Origin of the sequence: Bosea sp. 124, from assembly GCF_003046175.1 — a bacterium.
Classification (GTDB): Bacteria; Pseudomonadota; Alphaproteobacteria; order Rhizobiales; family Beijerinckiaceae; genus Allobosea.
This window is the reverse complement of sequence record NZ_PZZM01000001.1, coordinates 5,419,016-5,442,722: the sequence shown is the minus strand read 5'-3', so window position 1 is coordinate 5,442,722 and position 23,707 is coordinate 5,419,016. Positions and strand designations below refer to the sequence as shown.

24 protein-coding genes are annotated in these 23,707 nt (G+C 67.1%); 11 read left to right on the top strand and 13 right to left on the bottom strand.

Annotated features, from left to right (window positions below; all coding sequences use genetic code 11):
* Positions 1–106: 106 nt before the first annotated feature.
* Positions 107–892: an SDR family NAD(P)-dependent oxidoreductase gene (locus C8D03_RS25850; protein WP_108050963.1), complete on the top strand. Its 786-nt coding sequence runs from the start codon at positions 107–109 to the stop codon at positions 890–892.
* Positions 893–915: 23 nt separating this feature from the next.
* Here the strand turns inward: C8D03_RS25850 and C8D03_RS25845 are convergent, their stop codons facing one another.
* On the bottom strand, positions 916–1,770 hold the full coding sequence (locus tag C8D03_RS25845; protein ID WP_108050961.1) for a LysR family transcriptional regulator: 855 nt from the start codon (positions 1,768–1,770) through the stop codon (positions 916–918).
* A 131-nt stretch (positions 1,771–1,901) separates the two neighbouring features.
* Between C8D03_RS25845 and C8D03_RS25840 the strand changes: the two genes are divergently transcribed.
* Together C8D03_RS25840 and recO are read left to right on the top strand one after the other, a co-directional pair.
* On the top strand, positions 1,902–2,285 hold the full coding sequence (locus C8D03_RS25840) for a tautomerase family protein (protein WP_108050959.1): 384 nt from the start codon (positions 1,902–1,904) through the stop codon (positions 2,283–2,285).
* A gap of 141 nt (positions 2,286–2,426) precedes the next feature.
* Positions 2,427–3,170 (top strand): DNA repair protein RecO, encoded by a 744-nt coding sequence (gene recO, locus C8D03_RS25835; RefSeq protein ID WP_108050957.1) that lies wholly within the window; start codon positions 2,427–2,429, stop codon positions 3,168–3,170.
* Here recO and C8D03_RS25830 read toward each other — a convergent pair.
* Positions 3,077–3,868 carry a DUF1003 domain-containing protein gene (locus tag C8D03_RS25830; protein WP_108050955.1) on the bottom strand — a complete coding sequence of 264 codons (792 nt, stop codon included), beginning with the start codon at positions 3,866–3,868 and terminating at the stop codon, positions 3,077–3,079. The genes recO and C8D03_RS25830 overlap by 94 nt on opposite strands.
* 131 nt (positions 3,869–3,999) lie before the next feature.
* Here C8D03_RS25830 and parC point away from each other — a divergent pair, with 131 nt between their 5' ends.
* Complete coding sequence (gene parC, locus C8D03_RS25825) at positions 4,000–6,246, top strand: DNA topoisomerase IV subunit A (protein ID WP_108050953.1); 2,247 nt, start codon at positions 4,000–4,002, stop codon at positions 6,244–6,246.
* A gap of 287 nt (positions 6,247–6,533) precedes the next feature.
* Here parC and C8D03_RS25820 read toward each other — a convergent pair whose 3' ends face one another.
* The 4 genes from C8D03_RS25820 to C8D03_RS25805 all read right to left on the bottom strand — a co-directional run bounded on the left by C8D03_RS25820 (position 6,534) and on the right by C8D03_RS25805 (position 10,386).
* Positions 6,534–7,139, bottom strand: coding sequence for an outer membrane protein (locus tag C8D03_RS25820; protein ID WP_108050951.1), 606 nt, complete (start codon positions 7,137–7,139; stop codon positions 6,534–6,536).
* A gap of 136 nt (positions 7,140–7,275) precedes the next feature.
* Positions 7,276–8,268: a DUF2336 domain-containing protein gene (locus C8D03_RS25815; protein WP_181301269.1), complete on the bottom strand. Its 993-nt coding sequence runs from the start codon at positions 8,266–8,268 to the stop codon at positions 7,276–7,278.
* A gap of 182 nt (positions 8,269–8,450) precedes the next feature.
* Positions 8,451–9,407 carry a DUF2336 domain-containing protein gene (locus C8D03_RS25810; protein ID WP_181301268.1) on the bottom strand — a complete coding sequence of 319 codons (957 nt, stop codon included), beginning with the start codon at positions 9,405–9,407 and terminating at the stop codon, positions 8,451–8,453.
* A 232-nt stretch (positions 9,408–9,639) separates the two neighbouring features.
* Positions 9,640–10,386 carry an arginyltransferase gene (locus C8D03_RS25805; protein WP_108050945.1) on the bottom strand — a complete coding sequence of 249 codons (747 nt, stop codon included), beginning with the start codon at positions 10,384–10,386 and terminating at the stop codon, positions 9,640–9,642.
* A gap of 154 nt (positions 10,387–10,540) precedes the next feature.
* Between C8D03_RS25805 and C8D03_RS25800 the strand changes: the two genes are divergently transcribed.
* Positions 10,541–10,963: a putative toxin-antitoxin system toxin component, PIN family gene (locus C8D03_RS25800; protein ID WP_108050943.1), complete on the top strand. Its 423-nt coding sequence runs from the start codon at positions 10,541–10,543 to the stop codon at positions 10,961–10,963.
* Positions 10,960–11,199, top strand: coding sequence for a ribbon-helix-helix domain-containing protein (locus C8D03_RS25795; RefSeq protein ID WP_108050941.1), 240 nt, complete (start codon positions 10,960–10,962; stop codon positions 11,197–11,199). Before C8D03_RS25800 ends, C8D03_RS25795 begins: the two co-directional genes overlap by 4 nt.
* Before the next feature lie 28 nt (positions 11,200–11,227).
* Here the strand turns inward: C8D03_RS25795 and C8D03_RS25790 are convergent, their stop codons facing one another.
* The 4 genes from C8D03_RS25790 to hemB all read right to left on the bottom strand — a co-directional run bounded on the left by C8D03_RS25790 (position 11,228) and on the right by hemB (position 15,635).
* Complete coding sequence (locus C8D03_RS25790) at positions 11,228–11,722, bottom strand: RDD family protein (RefSeq protein WP_108050939.1); 495 nt, start codon at positions 11,720–11,722, stop codon at positions 11,228–11,230.
* Positions 11,723–11,758: 36 nt separating this feature from the next.
* The gene (locus tag C8D03_RS25785; protein WP_108050937.1) at positions 11,759–13,003 is read right to left on the bottom strand and encodes a threonine ammonia-lyase; all 1,245 of its coding nucleotides are present in this window, start codon (positions 13,001–13,003) and stop codon (positions 11,759–11,761) included.
* Between the two features lie 42 nt (positions 13,004–13,045).
* Positions 13,046–14,425, bottom strand: coding sequence for a branched-chain amino acid ABC transporter permease (locus C8D03_RS25780; protein WP_181301267.1), 1,380 nt, complete (start codon positions 14,423–14,425; stop codon positions 13,046–13,048).
* 172 nt (positions 14,426–14,597) lie between these two features.
* Positions 14,598–15,635 (bottom strand): porphobilinogen synthase, encoded by a 1,038-nt coding sequence (hemB, locus tag C8D03_RS25775; RefSeq protein ID WP_248308732.1) that lies wholly within the window; start codon positions 15,633–15,635, stop codon positions 14,598–14,600.
* A 205-nt stretch (positions 15,636–15,840) separates the two neighbouring features.
* Here hemB and C8D03_RS25770 point away from each other — a divergent pair, with 205 nt between their 5' ends.
* From C8D03_RS25770 to C8D03_RS25755, 4 genes are all read left to right on the top strand, one after another.
* Entirely contained in the window at positions 15,841–16,896 is a 1,056-nt protein-coding gene (locus C8D03_RS25770; protein ID WP_108051995.1) for an enoyl-CoA hydratase/isomerase family protein, read from the top strand.
* A gap of 2 nt (positions 16,897–16,898) precedes the next feature.
* The gene (locus C8D03_RS25765; RefSeq protein ID WP_108050931.1) at positions 16,899–17,348 is read left to right on the top strand and encodes a DUF6163 family protein; all 450 of its coding nucleotides are present in this window, start codon (positions 16,899–16,901) and stop codon (positions 17,346–17,348) included.
* Between the two features lie 205 nt (positions 17,349–17,553).
* Entirely contained in the window at positions 17,554–18,066 is a 513-nt protein-coding gene (ldtR, locus tag C8D03_RS25760) for a transcriptional regulator LdtR (protein ID WP_108050929.1), read from the top strand.
* 281 nt (positions 18,067–18,347) lie between these two features.
* Complete coding sequence (locus C8D03_RS25755; RefSeq protein WP_108051994.1) at positions 18,348–19,589, top strand: L,D-transpeptidase family protein; 1,242 nt, start codon at positions 18,348–18,350, stop codon at positions 19,587–19,589.
* A gap of 94 nt (positions 19,590–19,683) precedes the next feature.
* Here the strand turns inward: C8D03_RS25755 and C8D03_RS25750 are convergent, their stop codons facing one another.
* On the bottom strand, positions 19,684–20,151 hold the full coding sequence (locus C8D03_RS25750) for a GNAT family N-acetyltransferase (protein ID WP_108050927.1): 468 nt from the start codon (positions 20,149–20,151) through the stop codon (positions 19,684–19,686).
* 76 nt (positions 20,152–20,227) lie between these two features.
* Positions 20,228–21,076: a LysR substrate-binding domain-containing protein gene (locus tag C8D03_RS25745; protein ID WP_108050925.1), complete on the bottom strand. Its 849-nt coding sequence runs from the start codon at positions 21,074–21,076 to the stop codon at positions 20,228–20,230.
* Positions 21,077–21,174: 98 nt separating this feature from the next.
* On the opposite strand from C8D03_RS25745, the gene C8D03_RS25740 reads away from it, so the two are divergent.
* Positions 21,175–22,485 (top strand): aspartate aminotransferase family protein, encoded by a 1,311-nt coding sequence (locus C8D03_RS25740; protein ID WP_108050923.1) that lies wholly within the window; start codon positions 21,175–21,177, stop codon positions 22,483–22,485.
* Positions 22,486–22,506: 21 nt separating this feature from the next.
* On the opposite strand, the gene nhaA is transcribed toward C8D03_RS25740, so the two are convergent.
* Positions 22,507–23,694, bottom strand: coding sequence for a Na+/H+ antiporter NhaA (nhaA, locus tag C8D03_RS25735; RefSeq protein ID WP_108050921.1), 1,188 nt, complete (start codon positions 23,692–23,694; stop codon positions 22,507–22,509).
* Positions 23,695–23,707: the final 13 nt, after the last annotated feature.

The following is a 23,707-nucleotide window of genomic DNA, read 5'->3' as shown; positions in this document are numbered from 1 at the left end:
ATCATCATTAAAGCACAACAATGATGATCATCATCATCATTGGACGGGTTCAGGGCCGGTCGCATCCGGGTCCCGCCCGCCTCCTCGACTTCCGGGAAATGCTGTCATGTCCGATATTCGCCCGACTGCGCTCGTCACCGGCGCCTCGACCGGCATCGGCGCCGTCTACGCCGACCGGCTGGCTCACCGCGGCCATCCCCTCATCCTCGTCGCCCGCAACCGTGAGAAGCTCGATGCGCTGGCGGCGCGGCTGCGCGCAGAGACCGGGGTGAGGGTCGATGTCCTGCCTGCCGACCTGACGCAGCCGTCCCAGCTCGCCGCCGTGGAAGCGCGGCTGCGCGAGGACGAGACCATCGGCCTGCTGGTCAACAATGCCGGCGCAGCCGCCCACGGCGCCTTCGCGCAGGCCGACGCCGACGCCTTCGACGCGTTGATCCGCCTCAACGTCACGGCGGTGAGCCGCCTCGCCGCGGCGGCGGTCCCCGGCATGCTGGCCCGCGGCGGCGGCGCGATCATCAACATCGCATCCGTGCTCGGCGTCGCTCCCGAGATCCCGCTCGGCATCTACAACGCGACCAAGGCCTTCGTGATCGCGATGTCGCAGGCCATGACGGTCGAGCTCGGCTCGCGCGGGCTTTATGTCCAGGCCGTGATGCCCGCCGCCACGCGGACCGAGATCTGGAAGCGTTCGGGCCGGGATATCGAGACGCTGACCGGCGTCATGGATGTCGACAAGATGGTCGATGCCGCGCTCGTCGGCTTCGATCGCCGCGAGACCATCACCATCCCCTCGCTTCCGGATGCGAGCCAGTGGGATGCCTTCGAGACGGCGCGCGTCGCCATGATCCAGAACTTCCCGAACGCCGAGCCGGCCGCACGCTACGCCGCGTGAGGCGATCGGCGGACGCTGCGCCTTCAGGAGCCGCTCGGCATCCTGAAGGCCGCGGCGAGCGTTCTGACGAAAGCGGTCGCACGCGGCGTCGCCACCTGGCTGCGCAGCACCACCACCGAGGTCCCGAGAGGCGGCAGCCCCCAGGCTGGCCCGACATCGACGGCGCCTGGCGGCGCGATCCGTGCCGCCAGCGGGGAGACCCCGAGCCCGCCCGAGACGGCCGCCAGAACGGCCGCCATGCCGCCGCCGATAAAGGCCTCACGCCAGGCCAGGCCAGCGCGGTCGAGCGCGTCGATGCCGTGCTGTCGCAGCCAGCATTCGGCGATGAGGCTCACCAGCGGCAGGGCTTCGTCCGGCCGGCGAACCAGGCTGTCCGCCGCAAACCAGCCGAAGACGTCCTCGCGCAGCACCTCGCCGGTGCGCCCCGCGCCCAGCCGGCGAACGATCGCGACGTCGAGCTCGCCCCGCTCGAACGCGGCTTCCAGTGCCCGTGACGCCTCGATTCTGAGATTGATGACGATGCCTTGGTGTTGGGCCGTGAGTCTGCCCAGTACGGCGGGGATCTCGGCGCCGACGGCCTGTTCGCTGATGCCCAGCGTGATACGCTCGCCGGGCTGCCGGAAGGCACCGAGCGCCCGTTCATGCGCCGCCATCAGCTCGCGCGCGGCCGGCAGGAAGCGTTCGCCTTCCGCCGTCAGCCGCACCAGCCGCGGATGACGCCGCAGCAGCGTCTGGCCGAGCCCGTCTTCCAGCCGCTTGATCCGCGTGCTGACCAGCGATTGCGCCGTCCCCAGCGCCTCGGCGGCGCGGGTGAAGCTGTTGAGTTCCGCCGTCTGCAGAAAGGCGGCGACGGCGTCGATGTTCAGGGTGGCGCTCATGATAAATCATAAATCCGTATCACTGATATTCATATCAATACGATTTTCAGATTGATGCAAGAGGCCTAGCGTGAGGCTGTTCGCGAGGCTCGGTGCCTTGCCCGTGAAGCTGCCAGCTTTTGGAGCCTGCCATGCCCCTGATCCGGATCTCGATGCGTCGCGGCCGCCCGGCCTCGCATCCCGCCGCGATCGTCGACGGCGTCTACCGCGCCCTGCGCTCGACCTTCGAGGTGCCGGAGAACGATCTCTTCGCCGTGGTCCACCAGCACGACGCCGAGGAGTTCGTCTTCGACGCCAACTATTTCGGCTTCGAGCGTTCGGCCGGGCTGGTGATCATACAGCTCACGGTCGCCAACACCCGCGGCATCACCCAGAAGAAGGCCCTCTATGCTGCGATCGCCCAGAACCTGCAGCACGAGCCGGGCCTGAAGCCCGACGACATCTTCATCAGCCTGGTCGAGGTCAAGCGCGAGGACTGGTCCTTCGGCGGCGGCATCGCGCAATATGTGGCGTAGACGTCATTCTCGGGCGGCGCGGAGCGTCGACCCGGGAAACTCGTGACGAGAAGGCACTGGTTTTCGAGATGGTCGGGTCAAGCCCGACCATGACGTGCCGGCACTGTTTCGCCCTGCGATGTCCTGCCCTAAACCCTTCCCATGGAATGGAGCGACGAGGCCACGATCATCGGTGTCAGGCGGCATGGCGAGAGCGCCGTGATCCTGGAGGCGATGACGCGGGACCATGGCCGCCATCTCGGCCTCGTGCGCGGCGGCCGTTCCTCCAAGCAGCAGCCGGTGCTTCAGCCGGGCAATGCCGTCGCGCTGACCTGGCGGGCGAGGCTCGACGAGCATCTCGGCGAGTACAAGGTCGAGCTGCTGGCCTCGCATGCGGCCCGCCTGATCGAGGCGCCGGTCGCGCTCTACGGGCTGGCCACCATCTCGGCCCTGCTGCGCCTGCTGCCGGAGCGCGATCCCCATCCGGGCCTGCACGAGGCGCTGGCCGTAATGGTCGAGCATCTGCACGAGCCCGGGGTCGCACCGGCGCTGGTCGTGCGCTTCGAGGTGGCGATGCTGGCCGAACTCGGCTTCGGGCTCGACCTCGCGCGCTGCGCGGTAACGGGCTCGCCCGACGATCTCAGCCATGTCTCGCCGAAATCGGGCAAGGCGGTCAGCCGCAGGGAAGCGGAGCCTTACCGCGACCGGCTGCTGGCGCTACCGCCCTTCCTGAGCGAAGGGCAGGGCGCGCGCCAGCCGGTTCCAGCCGATCTCGCTGCCGGCTTCGCGCTGACCGGCTATTTCCTGCGCCGTCACGTCTTCGAGCCGCGTGGCTTGCCCGAGCCGCCGGAGCGGGAGCGGCTGGTCGAGATCGCCGCACGAGCATCCCTGGCATCGGACGCCTGAGCGTTGCGCAACTCCTGCAGCAGCTCGATCTGGACCTCCTGGATTTCGGCCAGCCTCTGCCACTGCCGGTTGACCAGATGGTCCATCTTCTCGTGCAGGTGCCGGATCTCCAGCTCCGCCTTGAGGTTGACCTGGTAGTCGTTGCGCGAGCGAGCCCGGTCCTTCGCCTCCTGCCGCTGCTGACTCATCATGATCACGGGCGCCTGCACGGCGGCGAGGCAGGACAGCAGCAGGTTGAGCAGGATGAAGGGGTAGGGGTCGAAGCTGGTGGCGCCGAGCACGTTGATCGCCATCCAGAAGACGATGACGACGCCGAACGAGATCAGGAAGGCCCAGCTCCCGCCGAAGCTCGCGACATGGTCGGCGAGGCGCTGGCCGAAGGTTCGCTCGCGGTCGAGCTCGTCATCGGTGTTGCTGGTGATCAGCTCGGATCGGGCGAGGCTCTCGGCCACCTGCCGGTCGAGTTCGCTGAGTTCGCCGCGTTCGCTGGCCAGGAGTGCGTTGACATAGCGCGAGCGGTAGGCGGCGATCTGATCCTGTGCGACCAGTGCATGCGCCGGCAGGTCGGGATGGTCGCGCCGGATCGCATCGGCCAGTGGCGGACGCAGCGCGTCGAGGCTGACCAGTTCGCGTTTCGGCAAGGATCGCCCCGTCAGGGAGCAGGTGCCTTTGTCCGCGCTGTGATCATGGCTCGTCATGCGGCTCTCCGTCGGTTCAGGGCACGTGCCGGCCGATTGCATAGGGGGGTATCGCCCGCCATCGTTCTAGCCGGGTGATTCGCGCCGTGCGATAGAGGCGCGGACAAAATCGCAGCGGGGGTATGCAAGCAATGGGAAAGCCGGTCGATCCGCCGCCGGAGGACGAATCCGAGCGCATCGACCTGAAGACGGCGCTCGAAGAACGCTATCTTGCCTATGCGCTCTCCACCATCATGCACCGCGCTTTGCCGGACGCACGCGACGGGCTGAAGCCCGTTCATCGCCGCATCCTGCACGCGATGCGGCTGCTGCGGCTCGATCCGGGCCAGGTCCACAAGAAATGTGCCCGTATCGTCGGTGACGTCATCGGCAAGTTCCATCCGCATGGCGACCAGTCGGTCTACGATGCGCTGGTGCGCCTGGCACAGGATTTCGCCCAGCGCTATCCGCTCGTCGACGGCCAGGGCAATTTCGGCAATATCGACGGCGATAATGCCGCTGCCTACCGTTACACCGAAGCGCGCATGACCGAGGTCGCGCGTCTCCTCCTCGACGGTATCGATGAGGATGCAGTCGATTTCCGCGAGACCTACAATGGCGAGGACGAGGAGCCAATCGTGCTCCCCGCCGCCTTCCCGAACCTGCTCGCCAACGGTTCGCAGGGCATCGCGGTCGGCATGGCGACGTCGATCCCGCCCCACAACGCCGCCGAACTCTGCGACGCCGCGCTCTACCTGATCCAGCATCCGGATACGGCCTCCGAGCAGTTGATGACCTTCGTGCAGGGGCCGGATTTCCCGACTGGCGGCGTCATCGTAGAGAGCCGGGCCTCGATGGCCGAGACCTACCGCACCGGGCGCGGCGCCTTCCGCACGCGGGCACGCTGGGCGGCCGAGGATCTCGGTCGCGGTACCTGGCTGGTCGTTGTCACCGAAATCCCCTATATGGTCCAGAAGGGCCGGCTGATCGAGAAGATCGCCGAGCTCCTGAACGACAAGAAGCTGCCGCTGGTCGGCGACATCCGCGACGAATCCGCGGAAGACATCCGCGTCGTCATCGAGCCGCGCGCCCGCAATGTCGATCCCGCCCTGATGATGGAATCGCTCTTCCGGCTGACCGAGCTGGAATCCCGCATCTCGATGAACATGAACGTGCTGACCGGCGGGCTGGTGCCGCGCGTGCTCGGCCTCAACGAGGCGCTGCGCGCCTGGCTCGACCATCGCCGCGACGTGCTGCTGCGGCGCTCGCGTTTCCGCCTCGGCCAGATCGAGAAACGCCTTGAGATCCTGCGCGGCCTGCTGATCGTCTATCTCGACCTCGACCGGGTCATCAAGATCATCCGTGAGGAGGACGAGCCGAAGATCGAGCTGATGCGCTTCTTCGAGCTGACCGAGATCCAGGCCAACGCCATCCTCGATACCCGCCTGCGCGCTTTGCGCAAGCTCGAGGAGATGGCGCTCAAGACCGAGCTCGACGAACTGACCACGGAAAAGGGCCAGATCGAGGAACTGCTCGGTTCGGAAGCCGTGCAGTGGAAGTTGATCCAGCACGATATCCGCGAGGTGAAGAAGCTCTTCGGGCCGGAGACTGCGATCGGCAAGCGCCGCACCAGCTTCGCCGACATGCCCGACACCACCGATGTCGACCTGACCCAGGCGATGGTCGAGCGCGAGCCGGTGACCGTCGTCATCTCGAAGAAGGGCTGGATCAGGGCGCTGAAGGGTCATGTCCAGGACCAGTCGACCCTGACCTTCAAGGGCGATGACGGGTTGAAGACCGCCTTCTTCACCGAGACGACCGCGAAGGTCCTGGTGCTCGCCTCCAACGGCAAGGTCTTCACGCTGGAGGCCTCCAAGCTGCCCGGCGGACGCGGCTTCGGCGATCCGATCCGCCTGATGATCGAGCTGGAGGAGACGGCAGAGATCGTCTCCGCCTTCCCATACCGGCCCGGTCTCAAGCTGCTGATGGTCACCACGGACGGCCGCGGCTTCGTCGCACCCACCGACGATGTCGTCGCCAACACCCGCAAGGGGCGTCAGGTGCTGAATGTCGAGGCTCCGGTCGCGGCGCTTCTGGCGGCCCCCGCCGAGGGCGACCATGTCTCGATCATCGGCCAGAACCGCAAGCTGGTCTGCTTCCCGATCTCCGAGGTCGCGGAGATGGGGCGCGGCAAGGGCGTGCGGCTGCAGCGCTACAAGGAGGGCGGCGTCTCGGATGCCAAGGTCTTCAGGCTGGCGGACGGCCTGACCTGGCGCGACACCTCCGGCCGGACCTGGACGGTGGCACAGAGCGAACTGCTGGAATGGCTCGGCCATCGCGGCGAAGCCGGCCGCCTGCCGCCGAAGGGCTTTCCGAAGAACAACAGGTTCGGCGGGTAGAAGCCGCTCCCAGGTTCCCGCGAACTGGAACATGCAGGCGCGGGGAACCCTCTCCCGTAGGGAGAGGGCAGGGTGAGGGGTCGGCCGGTTGACGCTCTAGCAGGGCCCTCACCGCTGCGCGGATATTCGCGTTTCGCTCGTCCAGGGGCCGATACTTCACCCCTGCCGTCTCCCTACAGAAGAGGCGTTCCCCGCGCGCTTTCTGTGAAGGGATACGAAAAGCTTCTGTGAATCAGGGTGTTGGAGGCGGTTCGTGAATCAACTCCGCAGCCTCTTGACTCACATCCTCAGCGGATCGCCTGGCCCACGACGCCGACTTCCAGCCCGAGCGTCACATTGTTGGTCACGGCCCATTCGACACCGGCACGCGCCTCCGGCCGGACCATGATGTCGCTGCGCGAGAACGGCGCGGACCACGGCGTCGCGCCGTAGCGCATCGTCTCGTTGGCTGCCGACATGCCGAGCTTGGTGTAAAGCAGCACGTCCGGCGTCACGAGGACGCCCGCCTTGACCTGGAAGGCCCCGGCGAAGTCGCGCGTATAGCCGACCTGGCCGAAGCCCGGCGTGCCGTAGCCGCCGAAGGCCGGCATGTATTCGAGCGCCCCGACGACGCCGTAGACGAAGTTGCCTTCCTGCCGCATCGTGCCGGCCTCAAGCCCGAAGGTCGGCCCGGCGCTGGTTCCCATCCGCTTCGAGCTGGTGACGTTGAACCCGGTCGAGATCCGGGCGTAGGAGCCGTCCCATTTGATGCCGCCCGGCGCGAGCGTCGGCTCCGACCAGGCGAAAGAGGGCAGGGGTGCGAAGCCGGTGAATGGCAGCCAGGATTGCGCGCGGACATCGCTTGCCGCAAGCGCTGCCGCGCAGAGCGCGACGGAGAGAAGCGGAAATCTCACGTCCGGAATCTCATGTCGCAAAATCTCATGAAGAAAGCCGTTCCTCGCCCGGTCTCGCGCAAGGCCAGCCTGCGCGCGACGTAATCAGGCTATCATGAGGTCGCGCGAATGTCGCGGATTTGTGGCGCGCCGACGATCAGGCGAGCCTGGTCTTGAGTTTCAGGAAGCGCATCGTGCGCTCCGCCATCGCCGGATCGAGCGCTGCATAGTCGCGCAGATCGTCCTTGCTCGCGTTCTTGGCGAACATCAGCCGCCTCGCGCGCAGGGTCAGGATGGCCTCGAAGGCCTCGGTGCCGACACCCAGCGCCCGGCAGGTCACGGCGATGCCGCTGGCGTCGCGCTGCATCAGCACCCGCAGGGCCTGGTCGGTGGTGAGACTGGCCATCTGCGCGAAGACGAGCGCCAGATGGAAGGCCCGGTCCTCATCGGCGAGCATGCTGACGATCTCGTCCAGAGGGCGCGTGCCGGCGGCGAGGTCGACCAGAAGCAGCTTGATCTCCAGGCGCTGATGGCGCGCCTGCCGGGCCAGCGTCACCGTTTCGCTGTTCGCCTTGGTCCAGAGCTTTCCCTCGTCGCTGAGCTGTTCGACGATGCGCATGACGCGCTCGGCCCGGTGGGGCGTCAGGTCGGAGCGTGTCGAGAGCGCCAGGCTGATCTGGTCGTCCTTGCCGCCGCGCTCGATCAGCCGGTCGAAGCCCTGCTCCGACAGGCTCGCGCCCTCATTGGCGCTGACCGTGTGCAGGACCTCGCGATCGCCGCGCTCGACGAGAATGTCCGTCACGCTCTCGGACAGCCGGACGCGTTCGGCGATCGCCACGAGGTGCCGCTGCGACTGGCTGACGGCGATCGCCGCGAGATCGGTGTCGGTCAGCACCGGCGAAAGCTTGAGCACGAGGCGCGCGACATCCGCGTCGGCGTCGGAGGCCAGCGTCACGGCCACGTCGCGCGGCAGCGTCGCTGTTGCGGCGACGCGGTCGGCATAGTCGCGGCGGGCGTCGCTTTCGAGATAGGGCAGCGACCGCGTGGCGATATCGCCGTAATGGGATTGGGAGGCCTCGTTCGGAGCCTCATCCAGCAGAAACAGGTCGGTCACGGCATTGAGAAGCTGCCGTCGGGAATCCGACGACATCTCTGCGGGCATCCGGGTCAACGAGCTGAGCATCATGCATTCCGGTCAATGATCGGGCCACCCTAAACGACGGCGCTTGCCCGAACCTTAAGATGACCATGCGTGATCCGGGGGAATTCACGAATTCCTCGGAATAGCGCCGCAGGCTCCACCGGCCGATCGTTCCAGGCGGCTTCGCGCCGTCAGGAGAGCTTCGACTTCATCCGGATGAAGCGCATGCCGCGCTCCGCCGCCGCCGTCTCGATCTGGGCATAGCGGCGCAGATCCTCCTCGACATCCTTGTTGGCGAACATCAGGCGTCGCGCGCGCAAGCCGAGGATCGCCGCGAAGGCGGGAAAGCCGATATCGAGTGCGCGGCAGGCGAGCGCGATGCCGCTGACGTCCCGCCTCAGCAGGGCGCGCAGCGCCTGCTCGACCCCGATATCGGATGCACGCGCCATGACCTGCGCAAGGTGATAGGCCCGGTCTTCCTCCGCAAGCATGATGAGCACGTCGTCGACGACGCGCGTCTTGGCCTTCACGTCCTTCATGAGCTGGCTCACCTCGAGCCGTTGCTGGCGGGCCTGCCGTGCGATCGTGGCGGCCTCGCTCTCGGGCGCGAAGTCGATGTCGGTATCCACGCCGAGCTCGGCGAGCATGCGCATGACGCGTTCGGCGCGCCCCTCGCTGAGGTCGGAGCGGATCGCGACGGCGCGCGGGATCAACGGCTCTGCACGGCCGCGCTCGAGCAGGCGGTTGAAGCCCTCGTCGGAAAACTCCGCGCCTTCATTGCCGCCCACGGTCTTCAGCACGCCGTTGTCGCCGCGATCCACCAGGATGTCGGTGACGCTTTCGGACAGCCGGACGCGTTCGGCGATGGCGGCGAGATGCTCCTGCGACTGGTTGAGGGCGATCGCCGCGAGGTCCCGGTCGGTCAGGACGGGGGACAGGCGCAGCACCAGCCGTGCGACCACGCTCTCGGGATCGCCGGCGAGTGCGTTGGCGACGCTGCGCGGCAGGTTCGGCTCGGCTGCGACCTCGTCGGCATAGCCCTGACGCGCCTCCGCATCGAGATGGGGCAGGGCGCGCAGCGCGATCTCGCCATAATGGTGTTTGGACATGCCCGTGGGCTCGGGATCGTAGAAGAACAGATCCGTCACGGCATGCAGAAGCCTCCGCCGTGCATCCGACGAGGTCTCCGCGGCAAGTTGGAACAAGGAGTGCAGCATGACGCCCCCAAGCCTTTCTCATGACGGGCAAGGCTTGCGCGAAGCCTGAGCCAATGTGGCGCAGCGTCGTCACCACGCAACCATTGTCATGGATTGGTATGAACAAAACCTGTTGCCTGTGCAGGAGCGGGTGCAACTGCCCGATCCGCATCTGCGGGAGGGCTCAGCCGACCCGTTCCCACCCCTGCGGCAGCAGGCGCTCCTGCGGCTGGAAGCGCTCCTTGTAGGCCATCTTCGGCGAGCCATCGACCCAATAGCCGAGATAGACATAAGGCAGGCGCAGCTCGCGCGCCCGCTCGATATGGTCCAGCACCATGAAGGTGCCGAGCGAGCGCGCTTCCAGGGCCGGGTCGAACACCGAATAGACCATCGAGAGCCCGTCGCTCAGCGTGTCGGTCAGGGCCATGGCGAAGAGATCGCCCTGGCCGCTGCCGGTGAAGCCGCTGTCGGGCCCGCGCCGGCGATACTCGATCAGCGAGGTCTCGACATGGCTGTCCTCGACCATCATCGCGAAATCGAGCGCCGACATCGTCGCCATGCCGCCATCGGGGTGGCGCTGGTCCAGATAGGAGCGGAACAGCGAATAATGCTCGGACCGCGGCTGCGGTGGCAGGCTCTCTCCGATCAGGTCGTCATTGCGCGACAAGACCTTCCGGAAGCTGCGCGACGGCCGGAAATCGTCGACGATGACGCGAACCGAAACGCAGGCCCGGCAGATCTCGCAGGCCGGGCGATAGGCGATGCTCTGGGAGCGCCGGAAGCCGCCCTGGCTCAACACGTCGTTGAGGTCGCGGGCGCGGGCGCCGACGAGATGCGTGAACACCTTGCGCTCCTCGCGCCCCGGCAGATAGGGGCACGCGGTTGGCGACGTCAGATAGAATTGCGGGGCGTCCCGCAACGGGCGCGTCACGTCAGGCTTGCTCCGGAAACGGCGTCGCCGTGCAGTGTAGCACCAGTCGCGACGTCAACAAGCGTCATCGGAACGTCGCAGCTGGGCGAGCGGCGGCAGTTGGAGCTGGCAGGAGATTCTTGATCTCCGGCCACATGATTGCATATATGCTGTCATGCCGACATCGATCGTGATCGATGCGAATGTCTTCGTTTCCGGCTTGCGTTCGCAGGATGGTGCTTCGCGTGCCTTACTTCGGGCTGCACTGGTCGGCGAGATCGAACCCTTGTTCGGCAATGCGCTCTGGCTTGAATATCGCGATCTGTTGACGAGGCCGGTATGGGCAACAGGGGCCACTCCGGCCGAACGCGAACAGGTCCTGGCAGCTCTGGCCAAGAAGGGCCGTTGGGTCACGATCTATTTCGGATGGCGCCCCAACCTTCCCGACGAGGCCGACAATCATTTGATCGAACTGGCGGTGGCCGGCGGGGCGGAGGCGATCATCACCCACAATCTGCGGGACGTGGGTAGAGGCGAGTTGCGCTTCGGGCGCTTGCGTATCCTGACACCCGCGCAGTTTCTGGAGACGAGACGATGACTGTCATGACCATCAGGTTGCCTGACGATACGGCCTCCCGTCTGAAATCGCTTGCGCAGAGCCGTGGCTTGAGCGTGAACAAGTTGGTCGAGCAGTTGAGCGCCCAGGCCCTTGCGGCATGGGACACCGAGAATCATTTCCGCAGCGTCGCGGCAACGGGCGACGTGCAGGCAGCGCTTGCTGTCCTCGACCGCCTCGACCAGCACGCCGACGGCGGCAAGACAGGCCGGCGCTGAAGCCCGCGCAGCGCCGGTCGGCCTGCGCTCAGGCGCGCACCACCACCAGCCCGGTGAGCAGGTCGTGGCCCAGGCGCCGGTCGCTGCGGAAGAGGCCGCAGAGCACGTTGAGCACCCAGAGCCCGACCGTGCCGGCGGCGACATAAAACAGCAGCGCGTGCACGGCCGCCGCCAGCCCGTCCGGCCGCCCGCCAGTGACGGTCTCGACCCGCAGCCCGGCCATGCGCATGCCCCAGGTCGCCTGGCGCGGGCCGCCGATCGTCAGCGCGGCGTAGCCGAGGGCGGTCGCGACGCTGGCGATCGGGATCAGCAGCCAGGCGGCACCGAAAGTGACGATCCCGATCAGGAACAGCGCGAAGTAGATCATCGTGCCCAGGATGAAGAGCACGATGATGTCGCCGATCCAGGCGAAGATCCGCGAACCCAGCACGCCGCTGACGTCCTGGACGGGGCGCTCGCCGACCGCGACGATCGGGGGCTGGCGGTAGCGTGTGTCGGTCATCTGCGTGTCGAGCCCTGTCATGCGCGGGACTTCGCCGCCCGCCTCCCTAATGTCTGGTCAGCGCGCCGGTTCTGCAAGACCGCGCGGCAGGACGCGATGGGGCGCGAAACCGCCCTCGCGCAAGGCGGTCTCGATCGCGGCCGAATGCGCACTGCCGCGGGTCTCGACCGTGACGTCAAGCGTCACGCCCTTGGCTGGCACGTCGAGGAAGAGCCGGCCATGGCTGACCTCGAGGATGTTGGCGCCATGCTCGCCGAGCAGGCTCGCGACCTTGCCGAGCAGCCCGGGCCGGTCGCTGGTGGTCAGGCGGAAGGCGACGATGCGGTCCTCGCGCTCGAGTTCGCGCACCATGATCGCGGCCAGCAGGCGGGTGTCGATGTTGCCGCCGCAGAGCACGAGCCCGACCTTGCGCCCGGCATAGCGACCGGGCTCCTTCAGCATGGCGGCGAGGCCGGCGGCGCCGGCGCCCTCGGCAAGGCTGTGCTGCAGGCTGGCATAGGCGTTGACGGCACGTTCGATCAGGTCCTCCCCGACCAGCACGATGTCGGAGACAAGGCTGGAGACGATTGGCAGGGTCTGGACGCCGACGGTCTTGACGGCGATGCCCTCGGCCAGCGTCGGCCCGCCGACGGGCAGGTCGTCGGCATTGATCGCATTGAAGAAGGACGGGTAGAGCTCCGCTTCGACGCCGACCAGCTCGATGCCCGGCTTCAGCGCCTTCGCCGCCACTGCATTGCCGGCCATCAGCCCGCCGCCGCCGAGCGGGATGATCAGCATCTCGAGATCCGGCTCGTCCTCCAGCATCTCGCGCGCGATCGTGCCCTGGCCGGCCATCACGGCGGGGTCGTCGTAGGGGTGGACGAAGACCAGCTCCTCGGCTTGTGCCAGCTCGCGGGCGCGCTGCGCCGATTCGTAGAGCGTCTCGCCGTGCAGAACGACGCGCGCGCCGTGGCTGCGGGTGTTCTCGACCTTCACCAGCGGCGTCGTCTCGGGCATCACGATCGTCGCCGGAATGCCGAAGCGCCTGGCGTGATAGGCGACGGCCTGGGCGTGGTTGCCGGCCGACATCGCGATGACGCCGCGCTCGCGCTCGTTCTCGTCCAGCGTCAGCAGCTTGTTGACGGCGCCCCGTTCCTTGAAGGAGGCGGTCGCCTGCATGTTCTCGTGCTTCACCAGCACGGTCGCGCCGGTCAGCTCGGAGAGCCGCGGCGCCGGTACCAGCGGCGTGCGCAGGACATGGCCCTCGATGCGCCGCGCCGCCTCCTCGACATCCGCGGGCGTGATCGCGAAGGGCTCGCTCATGGCAGGGCTTCCGTTCCTGGCAGGGTTTTGGTGGATCGATCGTCAGACATGACGCGGCGCCAGCGCGCCGTCGCCGAAGAAGCCGCCGGGCCGCAGGATCAGCACCACGGTCAGAAGCGCGTAGACCGCGACGTCGCGCTGTTCCAGCGGCATGGTCGCCGACCAGAGCACTTCGAAGAGCGCGATGCAAAGCCCGCCGAGCGCAGCGCCGGCAGGCGAGCCGATGCCGCCGAGGATTGAGCCGACCAGCGCCTTCAGGCCGAGCGAGAAGCCGCCGGCAAAGCCCATGCCGCCATAGACTGCGGTGACGATGACGCCGGCCATGCCGCTGGCCGCGCAAGCGAGGATCAGCGCCTTGTCATGCACGGCGCGGGCATCGACGCCGAAGAGGGCGGCGGTGCGTGCATCGTCCGAGACAGCGCGCCATTGCCTGCCATAGGCCGAGCGCGCGATCAAAAGGACGAGGCCGAGCGTGACCGTGAAACCCGCTGCGGCGACGGCAAGGCCGAGCGGTGTCGCGGTCACGACGAAGCTACCTGCCCGCGCCAAGGCGAAGGGTTCGTTGAAGACCGGCGCCAGCCAGCGCAGGCCGGCTCCCTGCGCCAGCCGCAGATACTCCGACAGCGCGATGGCGAGCCCGATTGTCGCGATCAGGACCTGCTGGCCGGGCGCTTGCCGAAGCGGCGCCTGCCGGCCCTGGCCTTGCGGGTCGAAGGCATGGTCGAGCGGGCGCAGCACGAAGCGGCCCATCGCGAAACCGTGCAGCGCGGCGGCCAGGATCGCCACGACGAATGCCGCGACGAGCCCCGAGGCCGGCGTCGAGGCGGTGATCGAGACCAGCAGTGCCGCGCCGACCACTGCGGCGAGTGCGCCGAGCGCCGCGAATTCGCCGAAGCTCAGGATGATGCGCCCGGTCAGTCCATAGATCAGCGCATAAGCGCAGGCGAGCAGGCTGTAGATGGCGGCCGAGGGCAGGGCGCTCAGCCCTTGCTGGAGGCCATAGGCGAGGCCGGGCGACAGCTCCGGCAGCCCGTCCGTCGCGGCGGCGCCGGGATCGGGCGGCGGCTCCTCGCGGTTTTCCAGATAGAAGCGCCGCAGCAGATAGAAGCTCGCATCGCTCATCGGCCGCCCGTCGGAGGCGATGCCGATCAGCGCGCCGCGCTGCAGGGCCTGACCCTCTCCGGCGAACAGGCAGTCGATGCTGCGGCCGCGCGCCGGCCCGGCCGCGCTCGGAACGCTGTAGAGGATCCGCAGCATATTGGTCCGCGGGCCGTCTTCGACACGCTCGATCGCGATCGGCGTGCCCGGTGCATTCAGCGCCGGGATCGCCTGCCGGCAGAGCCGCTGCTGATCCGTGTCGAAGCTCTCGCCGCAGGAGGCGAGCGCGACAACCAGCAGAATCGTCGATAGGAGCGGGCGCATGTGGCGCGACGGTAGCGCCGATGCGGATGTGTTGAAACACGCTGCATCCCGGACGCGGCGAAACGGACCTCCGGAATCCATGATGGAGCCATCCCCTCCGATGGGTCCCGGATCGGCGCCGCTTTGCGGCTTGTCCGCGATGACGTGGAGGATGAACGGTCCTCGCGGGAACTTAGCCGGCCGCCTTCAGCTTCTCCGCCACCTGCGGCGCGAAATAGGTCAGCACGCCGTCGGCGCCGGCGCGCTTGAAGGCCGTCAGGCTTTCCATCATCGCCCTGTCGCCGTCGAGCCAGCCATTGCCGGCGGCGGCCATGATCATCGCGTACTCGCCGGAGACCTGATAGGCGAAGGTCGGCACCCGGAAATGGTCCTTCACCCGCGCGACGATGTCGAGATAGGGCAGGCCGGGCTTGATCATCACCATGTCGGCGCCCTCGTCGAGATCGAGCCCGACCTCGGCGATGGCCTCGTCCGAATTGGCAGGGTCCATCTGGTAGGTGCGCTTGTCGCCGATCAGCGTGGCGTTGGTACCGATGGCGTCGCGGAACGGGCCGTAGAAGGCCGAGGCGTATTTCGCCGCATAGGCCATGATCTGCACGTCCTCATGGCCCGAACCGTCGAGCGCCGCGCGGATCGCGCCGACGCGCCCGTCCATCATGTCCGAGGGCGCGATCACGTCGGCTCCCGCATCGGCCAGCGCCAGCGCCTGCTGCACCAGGATCGAGACGCTGGCGTCGTTCAGGATGCGCTCGCCATCCATCACGCCGTCATGGCCATGCGAGGTGTAGGGGTCGAGCGCGGCGTCGCAAATGATGCCGATCTGCGGCACCTCGGCCTTGATCGCCCTGACCGCGCGACACATCAGGTTGCGCGCGTTGAGCGCTTCCGAGCCGGTCGGGTCGCGCAGCGACTTCTCGACGAAGGGAAAGGGCGCGATCGCTGGAATGCCGAGCGAGGCGGCGTGCGCGCTCTGGCGCACGGCCTCGTCGATGTTAAGCCGGTCGACACCGGGCATCCAGGCGACTGGCGTGCGCGCCTCGCTCGAATCCATCAGGAAGAGCGGCCAGATCAGGTCGTCCGTGGTCAGCCGCGTCTCGCGCACCAGCCGCCGCGACCATTCCGCCTTGCGGTTGCGCCGCATGCGCCGGGTCAGCCCGAGCGAGGGGCCCGCGATATCCTGGCGCGCCTGCGGCGCAGGGAAGGGCCGCACGTTCCGGGTGTCCAATGATGCCTCCGTCGGCTCGCTGATGCCGGCAGGGCCGGAACCCGCTCTTAACACATCGGAACGGTTCCAAAAAAGGGCGTCTGGTCGCATGCCGGCCCCCGCGAAGGCGCGTGTCCATCTCGGGCGCCGCGTTGACAAGCGCCGGCGCTCCGGCCCAGAACCGGCCCGAGACCGCAGGAAAGAAGGCCGCATGTCGCAGACTCCGGAGATCCTTTGCGAGGTGCGCGGCGCGGCCGGCATGGTCATCCTCGACCGGCCGAAGGCGCTGAACGCGCTGAACCTGCCGATGGTGCGCGAACTCGCCCGCGCCCTCCAGGCTTGGGAGAACGATCCGCAGGTCGAGCGCGTCGTGGTCACGAGCACGAGCGAGAAGGCCTTCTGTGCCGGCGGCGACATCCGCGCCCTGCACGATCTCGGCCGCGCCGGCCGGCAGGACGAGATGCTGGCCTTCTGGGGCGAAGAATACATCCTCAACGCTCATATCGAGCGCTATCCCAAACCTTATATCGCGCTCATCGACGGCATCGTCATGGGCGGCGGCGTCGGCATCTCGCTGCATGGCAGCCATCGCGTCGCCGGCGACCGCTATCTCTTCGCCATGCCCGAGGTCGGGATCGGCTTCTTCCCGGATGTCGGCGCGACTCATGCGCTGCCGCGGCTTCCGGGTGCGGCCGGCATCTATCTCGCCTTGACCGGGGACCGTGTCGGCGCCGCCGATGCGCTGGCCTTCGGCCTCGCCACCCATGCCGTGCCCAGCGCGCGGATGGCGGAGCTGGCGGATGCGCTGACGCGGCGCGAGGCACTCGACGACATCCTCGCTGCCTTTAGCCATGATCCTGGCCCGCCGAAGCTCGCCGCCGAGCGGCAGACCATCGCCGAGTGCTTCGGCGCCGCGAGCCTGCACGCGATTCTTGCGCGACTCGATGCGGCGTCGGCGGCCGGCAGCGAGTTCGCCGGCAAGATCCGCCAGACGCTCGCCACCAAATCGCCGACCAGCGTCGCCATCGCCTTCGAGCAGATGCGGCGCGGCGCCGGGATGGATTTCGCCGAAGCGATGCGTACCGAGTTCCGCATCGTCTCGCGCATCGCCCATGGCCATGACTTCTACGAGGGCGTGCGGGCGGTGGTCATCGACAAGGACCATGCGCCGCACTGGCAGCCGGCCTCGATCGATGCGCTCGATCCGGCTGCGATCGAAGCCTATTTCGCGCCGCTCGGCGCAGCCGAACTGGCGCTGGAGTCCTGAGCTTGGGCTTCGGTGGAGACGGCGACGCCCTGCGCGGGGTCCGGACCGACGACGGCTCCGGCGGTGTCGAGCCCGCCTCGACGCGCTGGCGCACCGTGCTGGTCTGGATGCTGCGCATCCTCTCGGTGCTCTGGCTGGCCAAGGGCCTGCTCGCCTGGGCCGTGATCTTCGGGGTGGCCGGCGAGAGCCAGCCGCCCTTCGAGGCTCGCTTGCTCAGCTTCCAGGCGATCACCGTCTATTTCGCGGTGATCGATCTCGTCGCCGCCGTCGGCCTCTGGCTGACCTCGACCTGGGGCGGCGTGCTCTGGCTGCTGGCTGCGATCAGCCAGTTGCTTCTGGCCTTCTTCTTCCCGCGCCTGCTGCCGATGGCGCCCTGGCTGGCGGGCGCTTACGTGGCCGCGATCCTCGCCTATTTCCTGGCGACATGGGCGGCCGAGAACGAAGGCTCCTGAGCGGTCGCACCGTTCGATTGCGCCGAGTCACGGTAACAAACGCTTTAGCTTAAGCGTTTCTGGCTTCATTTTGCATTCACCCAAAGGGGTAAATCTCCGATTCATCCTGATATTTAAACTCGTTTTCATCCGGCCTGCCTATGGTGTTTCTCAGAAGCGGATCGGGAGATCAATCCTGACCGACGGTCAACAGGCGGGATATACAATGAAAGCGAGCGTCAAGACTTCGGTCGTCGAAAGGTCTGAAGCGGCTGATCTCAAGGTCAAGCCCCTCTACCTGGAGTCACTCACTCTCGTCGAGCGGCTGCATCGCCGCCTGCTCGACGTCATCAAGGACGAGTTCGAGCGCCGCGGCCGCGACGATGTCAACAGCGTCCAGGCCCTGCTGCTCTACAACATCGGCGATGCCGAGCTCAGCGCCAGCGAGTTGCGGACACGCGGCTACTATCTCGGCTCGAACGTCTCCTACAACGTCAAGAAGCTGGTCGAGCTCGGCTATCTCCACCATGCCCGCTCGCGGATCGACCGCCGCTCGGTGCGCATCAGCCTGACCGAGAAGGGTGCCGAAGTGCACAATCTCGTGAAGGGCGTCTACGACAAGCATGTCCGCACGGTCGAGCAGATCGGCGGCATCGCGGCCGACGACTTCGAGCGCATGAACAACGCCCTGCTGCGCCTGGAGCGCTTCTGGACCGACCAGATCCGCTACAAGCTCTGAAACCGGGCTCGTCGGCCGCCTTCAGCGCCTCTGGAACCATTGCGAAGCTCCCGGCCCGTGCCGGGAGCTTCGCCGCGTTTTGGGCCTCGCAGCGCCGGGAAACGCTTGCCATGCATGCGGCAAGACGCGGCCATGCCCTAAATTCGCCGCTCTCATCACGCGACGTTAACTGTGCTACGGCAGCGTCGCCTGGATACCGGGTCACTCGCGCAGAGCGGGTGGTGGTGTTCTTGCGGCGTGTGTTGGCGCCGGGCGAGATGGACGAGTTCAAGAGGGAAGCGATGTCGACGAAGAGCCTGACCCGCCGCGAAACAGTGCTCGCGCTGCTTTCCGGCGCCGCTGCGACCACGGCCGTGCCGGCCTTCGCCCAGCAGGCGGAGTGGCGCCAGAGCTATGATTCAGGCGCACGCAATGCAGTCGCCCGCTCCCACACCCCGATGCTGTCCCCCGAATCGCTGCAAGCGACCGAAGCTGCGATCGTCGCCTATCGCGATCTCGCTGCCCGCGGCGGCTGGCCGGCCGTGCAGCTCGGCGACAAGATGGGTGTCGGCTCGCGTGGCGCCGGCGTCGTCGCGCTGCGCCAGCGCCTGATCATCACCGGCGATCTCGACGCCAATGCCGGCACCAGCAATGTCTACGATTCCTATGTCGAGGCCGGCGTCCGCAATTTCCAGGCGCGTGTCGGTCTCTCCACCACGGGTGCGATCAACCGCGCCACCGTCGCCGCCCTGAACGTGCCGATCGACCGGCGTATCCGCCAGCTCGAGACCAATGTGGTCCGGCTGCGCTCCTGGTCGGGCAATCTCGGTGGCCGCTACGTCGTCGCCAACATTCCCGCCGCGATGGTCGAGACCGTCGAGAACGGTGTCGTCGCGACGCGCCACGCTGCCGGCGTTGGCAAGATCGACCGCCAGTCGCCGCTGCTGCAGACCAAGATCCCCGAGATCAACTTCAACCCGACCTGGACGGTGCCGGCCTCGATCATCAAGAAGGACCTCATCCCGAAGATGAGGAAGGAGCCGAGCTACCTCACCGAGAACAAGATCCGCATCATCGGCCCATCCGGCGAGATCGCGCCCGACCGCGTCAACTGGAACTCCGACGAGGCGACGCGCTACACCTTCCGGCAGGACCCGGGCGGCGAGTTCAACTCGCTCGGCTTCGTGCGCATCAACATCCCGAGCCCGCATGGCGTCTACATGCATGACACGCCGGCCAAGGGCATCTTCGGCGACGATTTCCGCTTCGTCTCCTCGGGCTGCATGCGCGTCCAGAACGTGCGCGACTACATCGCCTGGCTGCTCAAGGACACCCCCGGCTGGGACCGCGCCAAGATCGACGCCACGATCGCCTCGGGTGAGCGCATCAATGCGCGCATCAGCAATCCGGTGCCGTGCTACTGGGTCTACGTTACCGCCTGGGCGACGCCCGATGGCGGCGTGCAGTTCCGCGACGACATCTACAACAAGGATGGCCTCGGCCCCGCGCCGGTTGCCTCGCTGCAGACCGAGCAGGATATCTGAGCGCCCGCACAGGCTGGCGAGAATGACGAAGCCCGCCGGAGACGGCGGGCTTTTCGTTGATTGGGGCTCATGAGCCGGGAGGCTGCTGCGTCCGCTACGCAGCGGGGGCGCCACCGAGCGGCTTGATCATGTAGACCCGCCGCAGCCCCTTTTCCTCGACGCGATGCGTTTCCGCGTAGCCGATCCGGGCATAAAGCGCGATGTTCTCGATCATCGCCTCGTTGGTGTAGAGCCTGATCGAGCGATAACCCGCTGCGACGGCTGCCTGCTCGGCATGGGCCAACAGCATGCGGCCCAGGCCGGCGCCCTGCGCCTGTGGCGAGACGGCGATATTGTCCAGCAGCATCGCGTCGGCTTGCGGGACGAGGACGAGCAGCCCCTGCACGATGCCGTCATGCTCGACGATCTGGACACGCCCTTCCGCGATCAAGGCGCCGTAATCGTCCAGCATCGGCCCCGGCTCGCGCCCGATGCGGGCGATATAATGGGTATAGGCCGCCCGGACGATCTCCCGAACAGCCTCAAGGTCAGTGTCGACGGCCGGTCGAATGCGGTGACTCATCTCGCCATGTTGGCATGGCCGTCACCAACAGGGAATTGGCGCCAGGGGAGGCGGACGCAATCGGTGCCACATCGCATCAGAGCGTAGGCAGCACGCCGCGGATATGGTCCCCCAACGCCCTTGCGGCGGCCGACGGCCGTAGCTCGGCGAACTCCAATGCAATCCCGATCGCGGGAAGCGGCGGCAATCCGGCCGAAAGGATATGGAGATCCGGCGGAACCGCCATCCGGGTCAGAACGCTGATGGCGTGACCCGACCGGGCGATGGCAATCAGGCCGGCGAGGCTGTTGCTGGCAAAGGCGATCCTGTACCGGCGATGGATCGCTTCCATCGCATCGCAGGCGGCGCGGTAGTCCAGGGTCATAGGCGCGGACAGCGCCAGCGGGAGGCTGGGCTGGGCGAGGATATCCGGCTTGGCTTCGTTTGCGACCCAGACGAAGCTTTCCCGCCGAATGACCTCGCCGCCGGCCGGATCCGGCAGGGAAACGAGCGCCATCTCGATCTGTCGCCGATGCAGCAGCGGGCGCAGCTCCGAAGTGGGCGCGCAGACCATGCGCAGCTCGACATCCGGATGGAGGGAGCAAAAGCCCCTGAGCAGGTCCGGCAGGAACGCAATCGAGTAGTCCTCCGGGCAGCCGAGGCTCACCGAGCCCTTGAGGCCGGTCCCGCGCATGTCGGCCAGGATCTCGTCATGTCTGGCCAGCAGTGATTCGGCATGAGCCAGCAGCTTTTCGCCGGCTGTCGTCAGCCGCACGCCCGACCCGGTCCGGTGCAGAAGCGGCTGGCCGGTCAGCGCCTCGAGGCGCTGAATCTGCATGCTCAAGGCCGACTGCGTCCGTCCGACCTGCGACGATGCAATGCTGATCGAGCCGGTGCGGGCGACGACGGCGAAGTTCCGAAGCAAAGCGAGATCGAGCGTGCGCATGGTATCAATTAAATCGATATCGGCTTAAAATACTATCAATTTGCGCAGTGCAGCAGGCGCAACTATCCATGGGAAACTCCCGCTTCCGAGGTGATCCCATGTCGTTGAACGCCGATCCCGCTTTCTGGGCCGCCGCGAACAAGCATCTGACGCGCTATGGGCCCGATTTCGAAACGATCATCGTCGAGCGGGCCGAGGGCAGTTTCGTCTACGACGCCGACGGCCGCAGCATTCTGGATTTCACCTCGGGCCAGATGAGCGCCGTCCTCGGCCATACCCACCCCGATATCGTCGCGACCGTCGACCGGCAGATGCGATCGGTCGCCCATCTCTTCAGCGGGATGCTGTCGCGGCCGGTCGTCGATCTGGCCACGCGTCTGGCCGCTCTCGCGCCCGGCCTCGACCGCGTGCAACTTCTGACGACAGGGGCTGAATCGAACGAAGCGGCCATCCGGATGGCAAAGCTCGTGACCGGCGGGCATGAGATCGTCGCCTTCGCGCAGAGCTGGCACGGCATGACGGGAGCGGCCGCCTCGGCCACCTACAGCGCCGGCCGGAAGGGCTACGGGCCGGCAGCCGCCGGCTCCTTCGTCATCCCCGCTCCGAACTCCTACCGCCCGCGCTTCGCCCATCCCGATGGCACGAACGACTGGCAGACCGAACTCGATGACGCGTTTGCACTGGTCGACAGCCAGTCGACCGGCAATCTCGCGGCATTCATTGCCGAGCCGATCCTCTCCAGCGGCGGCATCCTGGAACTCCCGCCTGGCTACCTCGCCGCGCTGAAGCGCAAATGCGAGGAGCGCGGCATGCTGCTGATCCTCGACGAGGCGCAGACGGGCATCGCCCGGACCGGGGACATGTTCGCGTTCCAGCGCGACGGCGTCACGCCCGACATCCTCACCCTGTCGAAAACCCTCGGCGCCGGCTTGCCGCTCGCGGCGGTCATGACTTCGGAGGCCATCGAGCAGAAGGCCCGCGAGCGGGGGTTCCTCTTCTACACGACCCATGTCTCCGATCCGCTGCCCGCAGCGGTGGGCGTGACGGTCCTCGACGTGGTCGAACGCGACGGGCTGGTCGAGCAGGCGACCGCGCGCGGCGAGAGGCTTTGCAATGGGTTGCTGTCGCTTCAGCAGAGATTCGAATGTGTCGGAGACGTGCGCGGGCGAGGGCTCCTTCTCGGGCTCGAGATCGTCGCTGACCGGCAAACCAAGGCGCCGGGCTTCGAACTGGGCGCCGACGTCATGGCGGAAGCCATGCGCCGGGGTCTCAGCATGAACATCGTCAAGCTGCCCGGCATGGGCGGCGTGTTCCGGATCGCGCCCCCCCTGACCGTCTCGGATGCTGAGATCGATCAGGGTCTGGAGATCATGTCCGACGCGATCGCCGCCGTGACCGGCGCGCGCTGAGCGCGCCGCCAGCCGGCGGCTTCACCCCACCCGCGCCCGCCCTGCCAGGCGCAGCACCACCGCGCCCGCCAGTGCCGAGGCACAGGAGCCGAGCAAAACGCCGATCTTGGTGGCCTTGCCAAGTTCGGGGCTGTCGAAGGCGAGTGCCCCGATGAACAGGCTCATCGTGAAGCCGATGCCGCAGAGTAGGGCGACGCCATAGAGCTGGAGAAAGTTCGTCTTCGCCGGCATCGCGCCGAAACCCGCCTTCACCGCGACCCAAGAGAAGCCGAACACGCCGATCTGCTTGCCGATGAACAGGCCGAGCGCGATGCCGAGCGGCACGGGCGCGAGCGCGCTGGCGGGCGTCATGCCCGTGAACGATACGCCCGCATTGGCGAAGCCGAAGATCGGCACGATCAGGAAGGCGACGTAAGGGTGCAGGAGATGTTCGAGCGTATGCAGCGGCGAGTGCTCCGGCTCGTCGCTGTCGCTGCCGTCTCCGATCGGGATGGTGAGCGCCAGCGCGACGCCGGCCAGCGTCGCGTGAACGCCTGATTTGAGCACGAACAGCCAGAGCAGCGCGCCGATGCCGAGATAGGCCCAGAGCCGCGTCACGTTCAGGCGGTTGAGCACGACGAGCGCGACGATGCAGGCGAAGGCCAGGCCCAGCATCGGCAGCGACACGCCCTTGGTATAGAACAGCGCGATGATCACCACGGCGCCGAGATCGTCGATGATCGCGAGTGCGGTCAGGAAGATCTTGAGCGAGACCGGCACGCGCGAGCCGAGCAGGGCGAGCACGCCGAGCGCAAAGGCGATGTCGGTGGCGGTCGGGATCGCCCAGCCATCGACCGCGACCGAATCGCCGCGCGTCATTGCCAGATAGATTAGCGCCGGGGCGACCATGCCGCCGAGCGCGGCGATGCCGGGCAAGGCGCGCCTGGACCAGGACGAGAGCTGTCCCTCGACGAATTCGCGTTTGATCTCCAGCCCGACGAGCAGGAAGAACACAGCCATCAGCGCGTCGTTGATCCAGTGCAGCACGCTGAGCCCGGCGACATACTGGCCGAGCAGCGAAAAATACAGCGGGGCGACCGGCGAATTCGCGATGATGAGCGCCAGAGCCGCCGCGATCATCAGCAGCACGCCACCGGCAGCCTCGCTTTTCAGGAAGGCGCCGAGAGGGGAGCGCCTGGCGAAAACGGCTTCGTCGGTGTCGTGCTGCATTGTGCGGTCGATC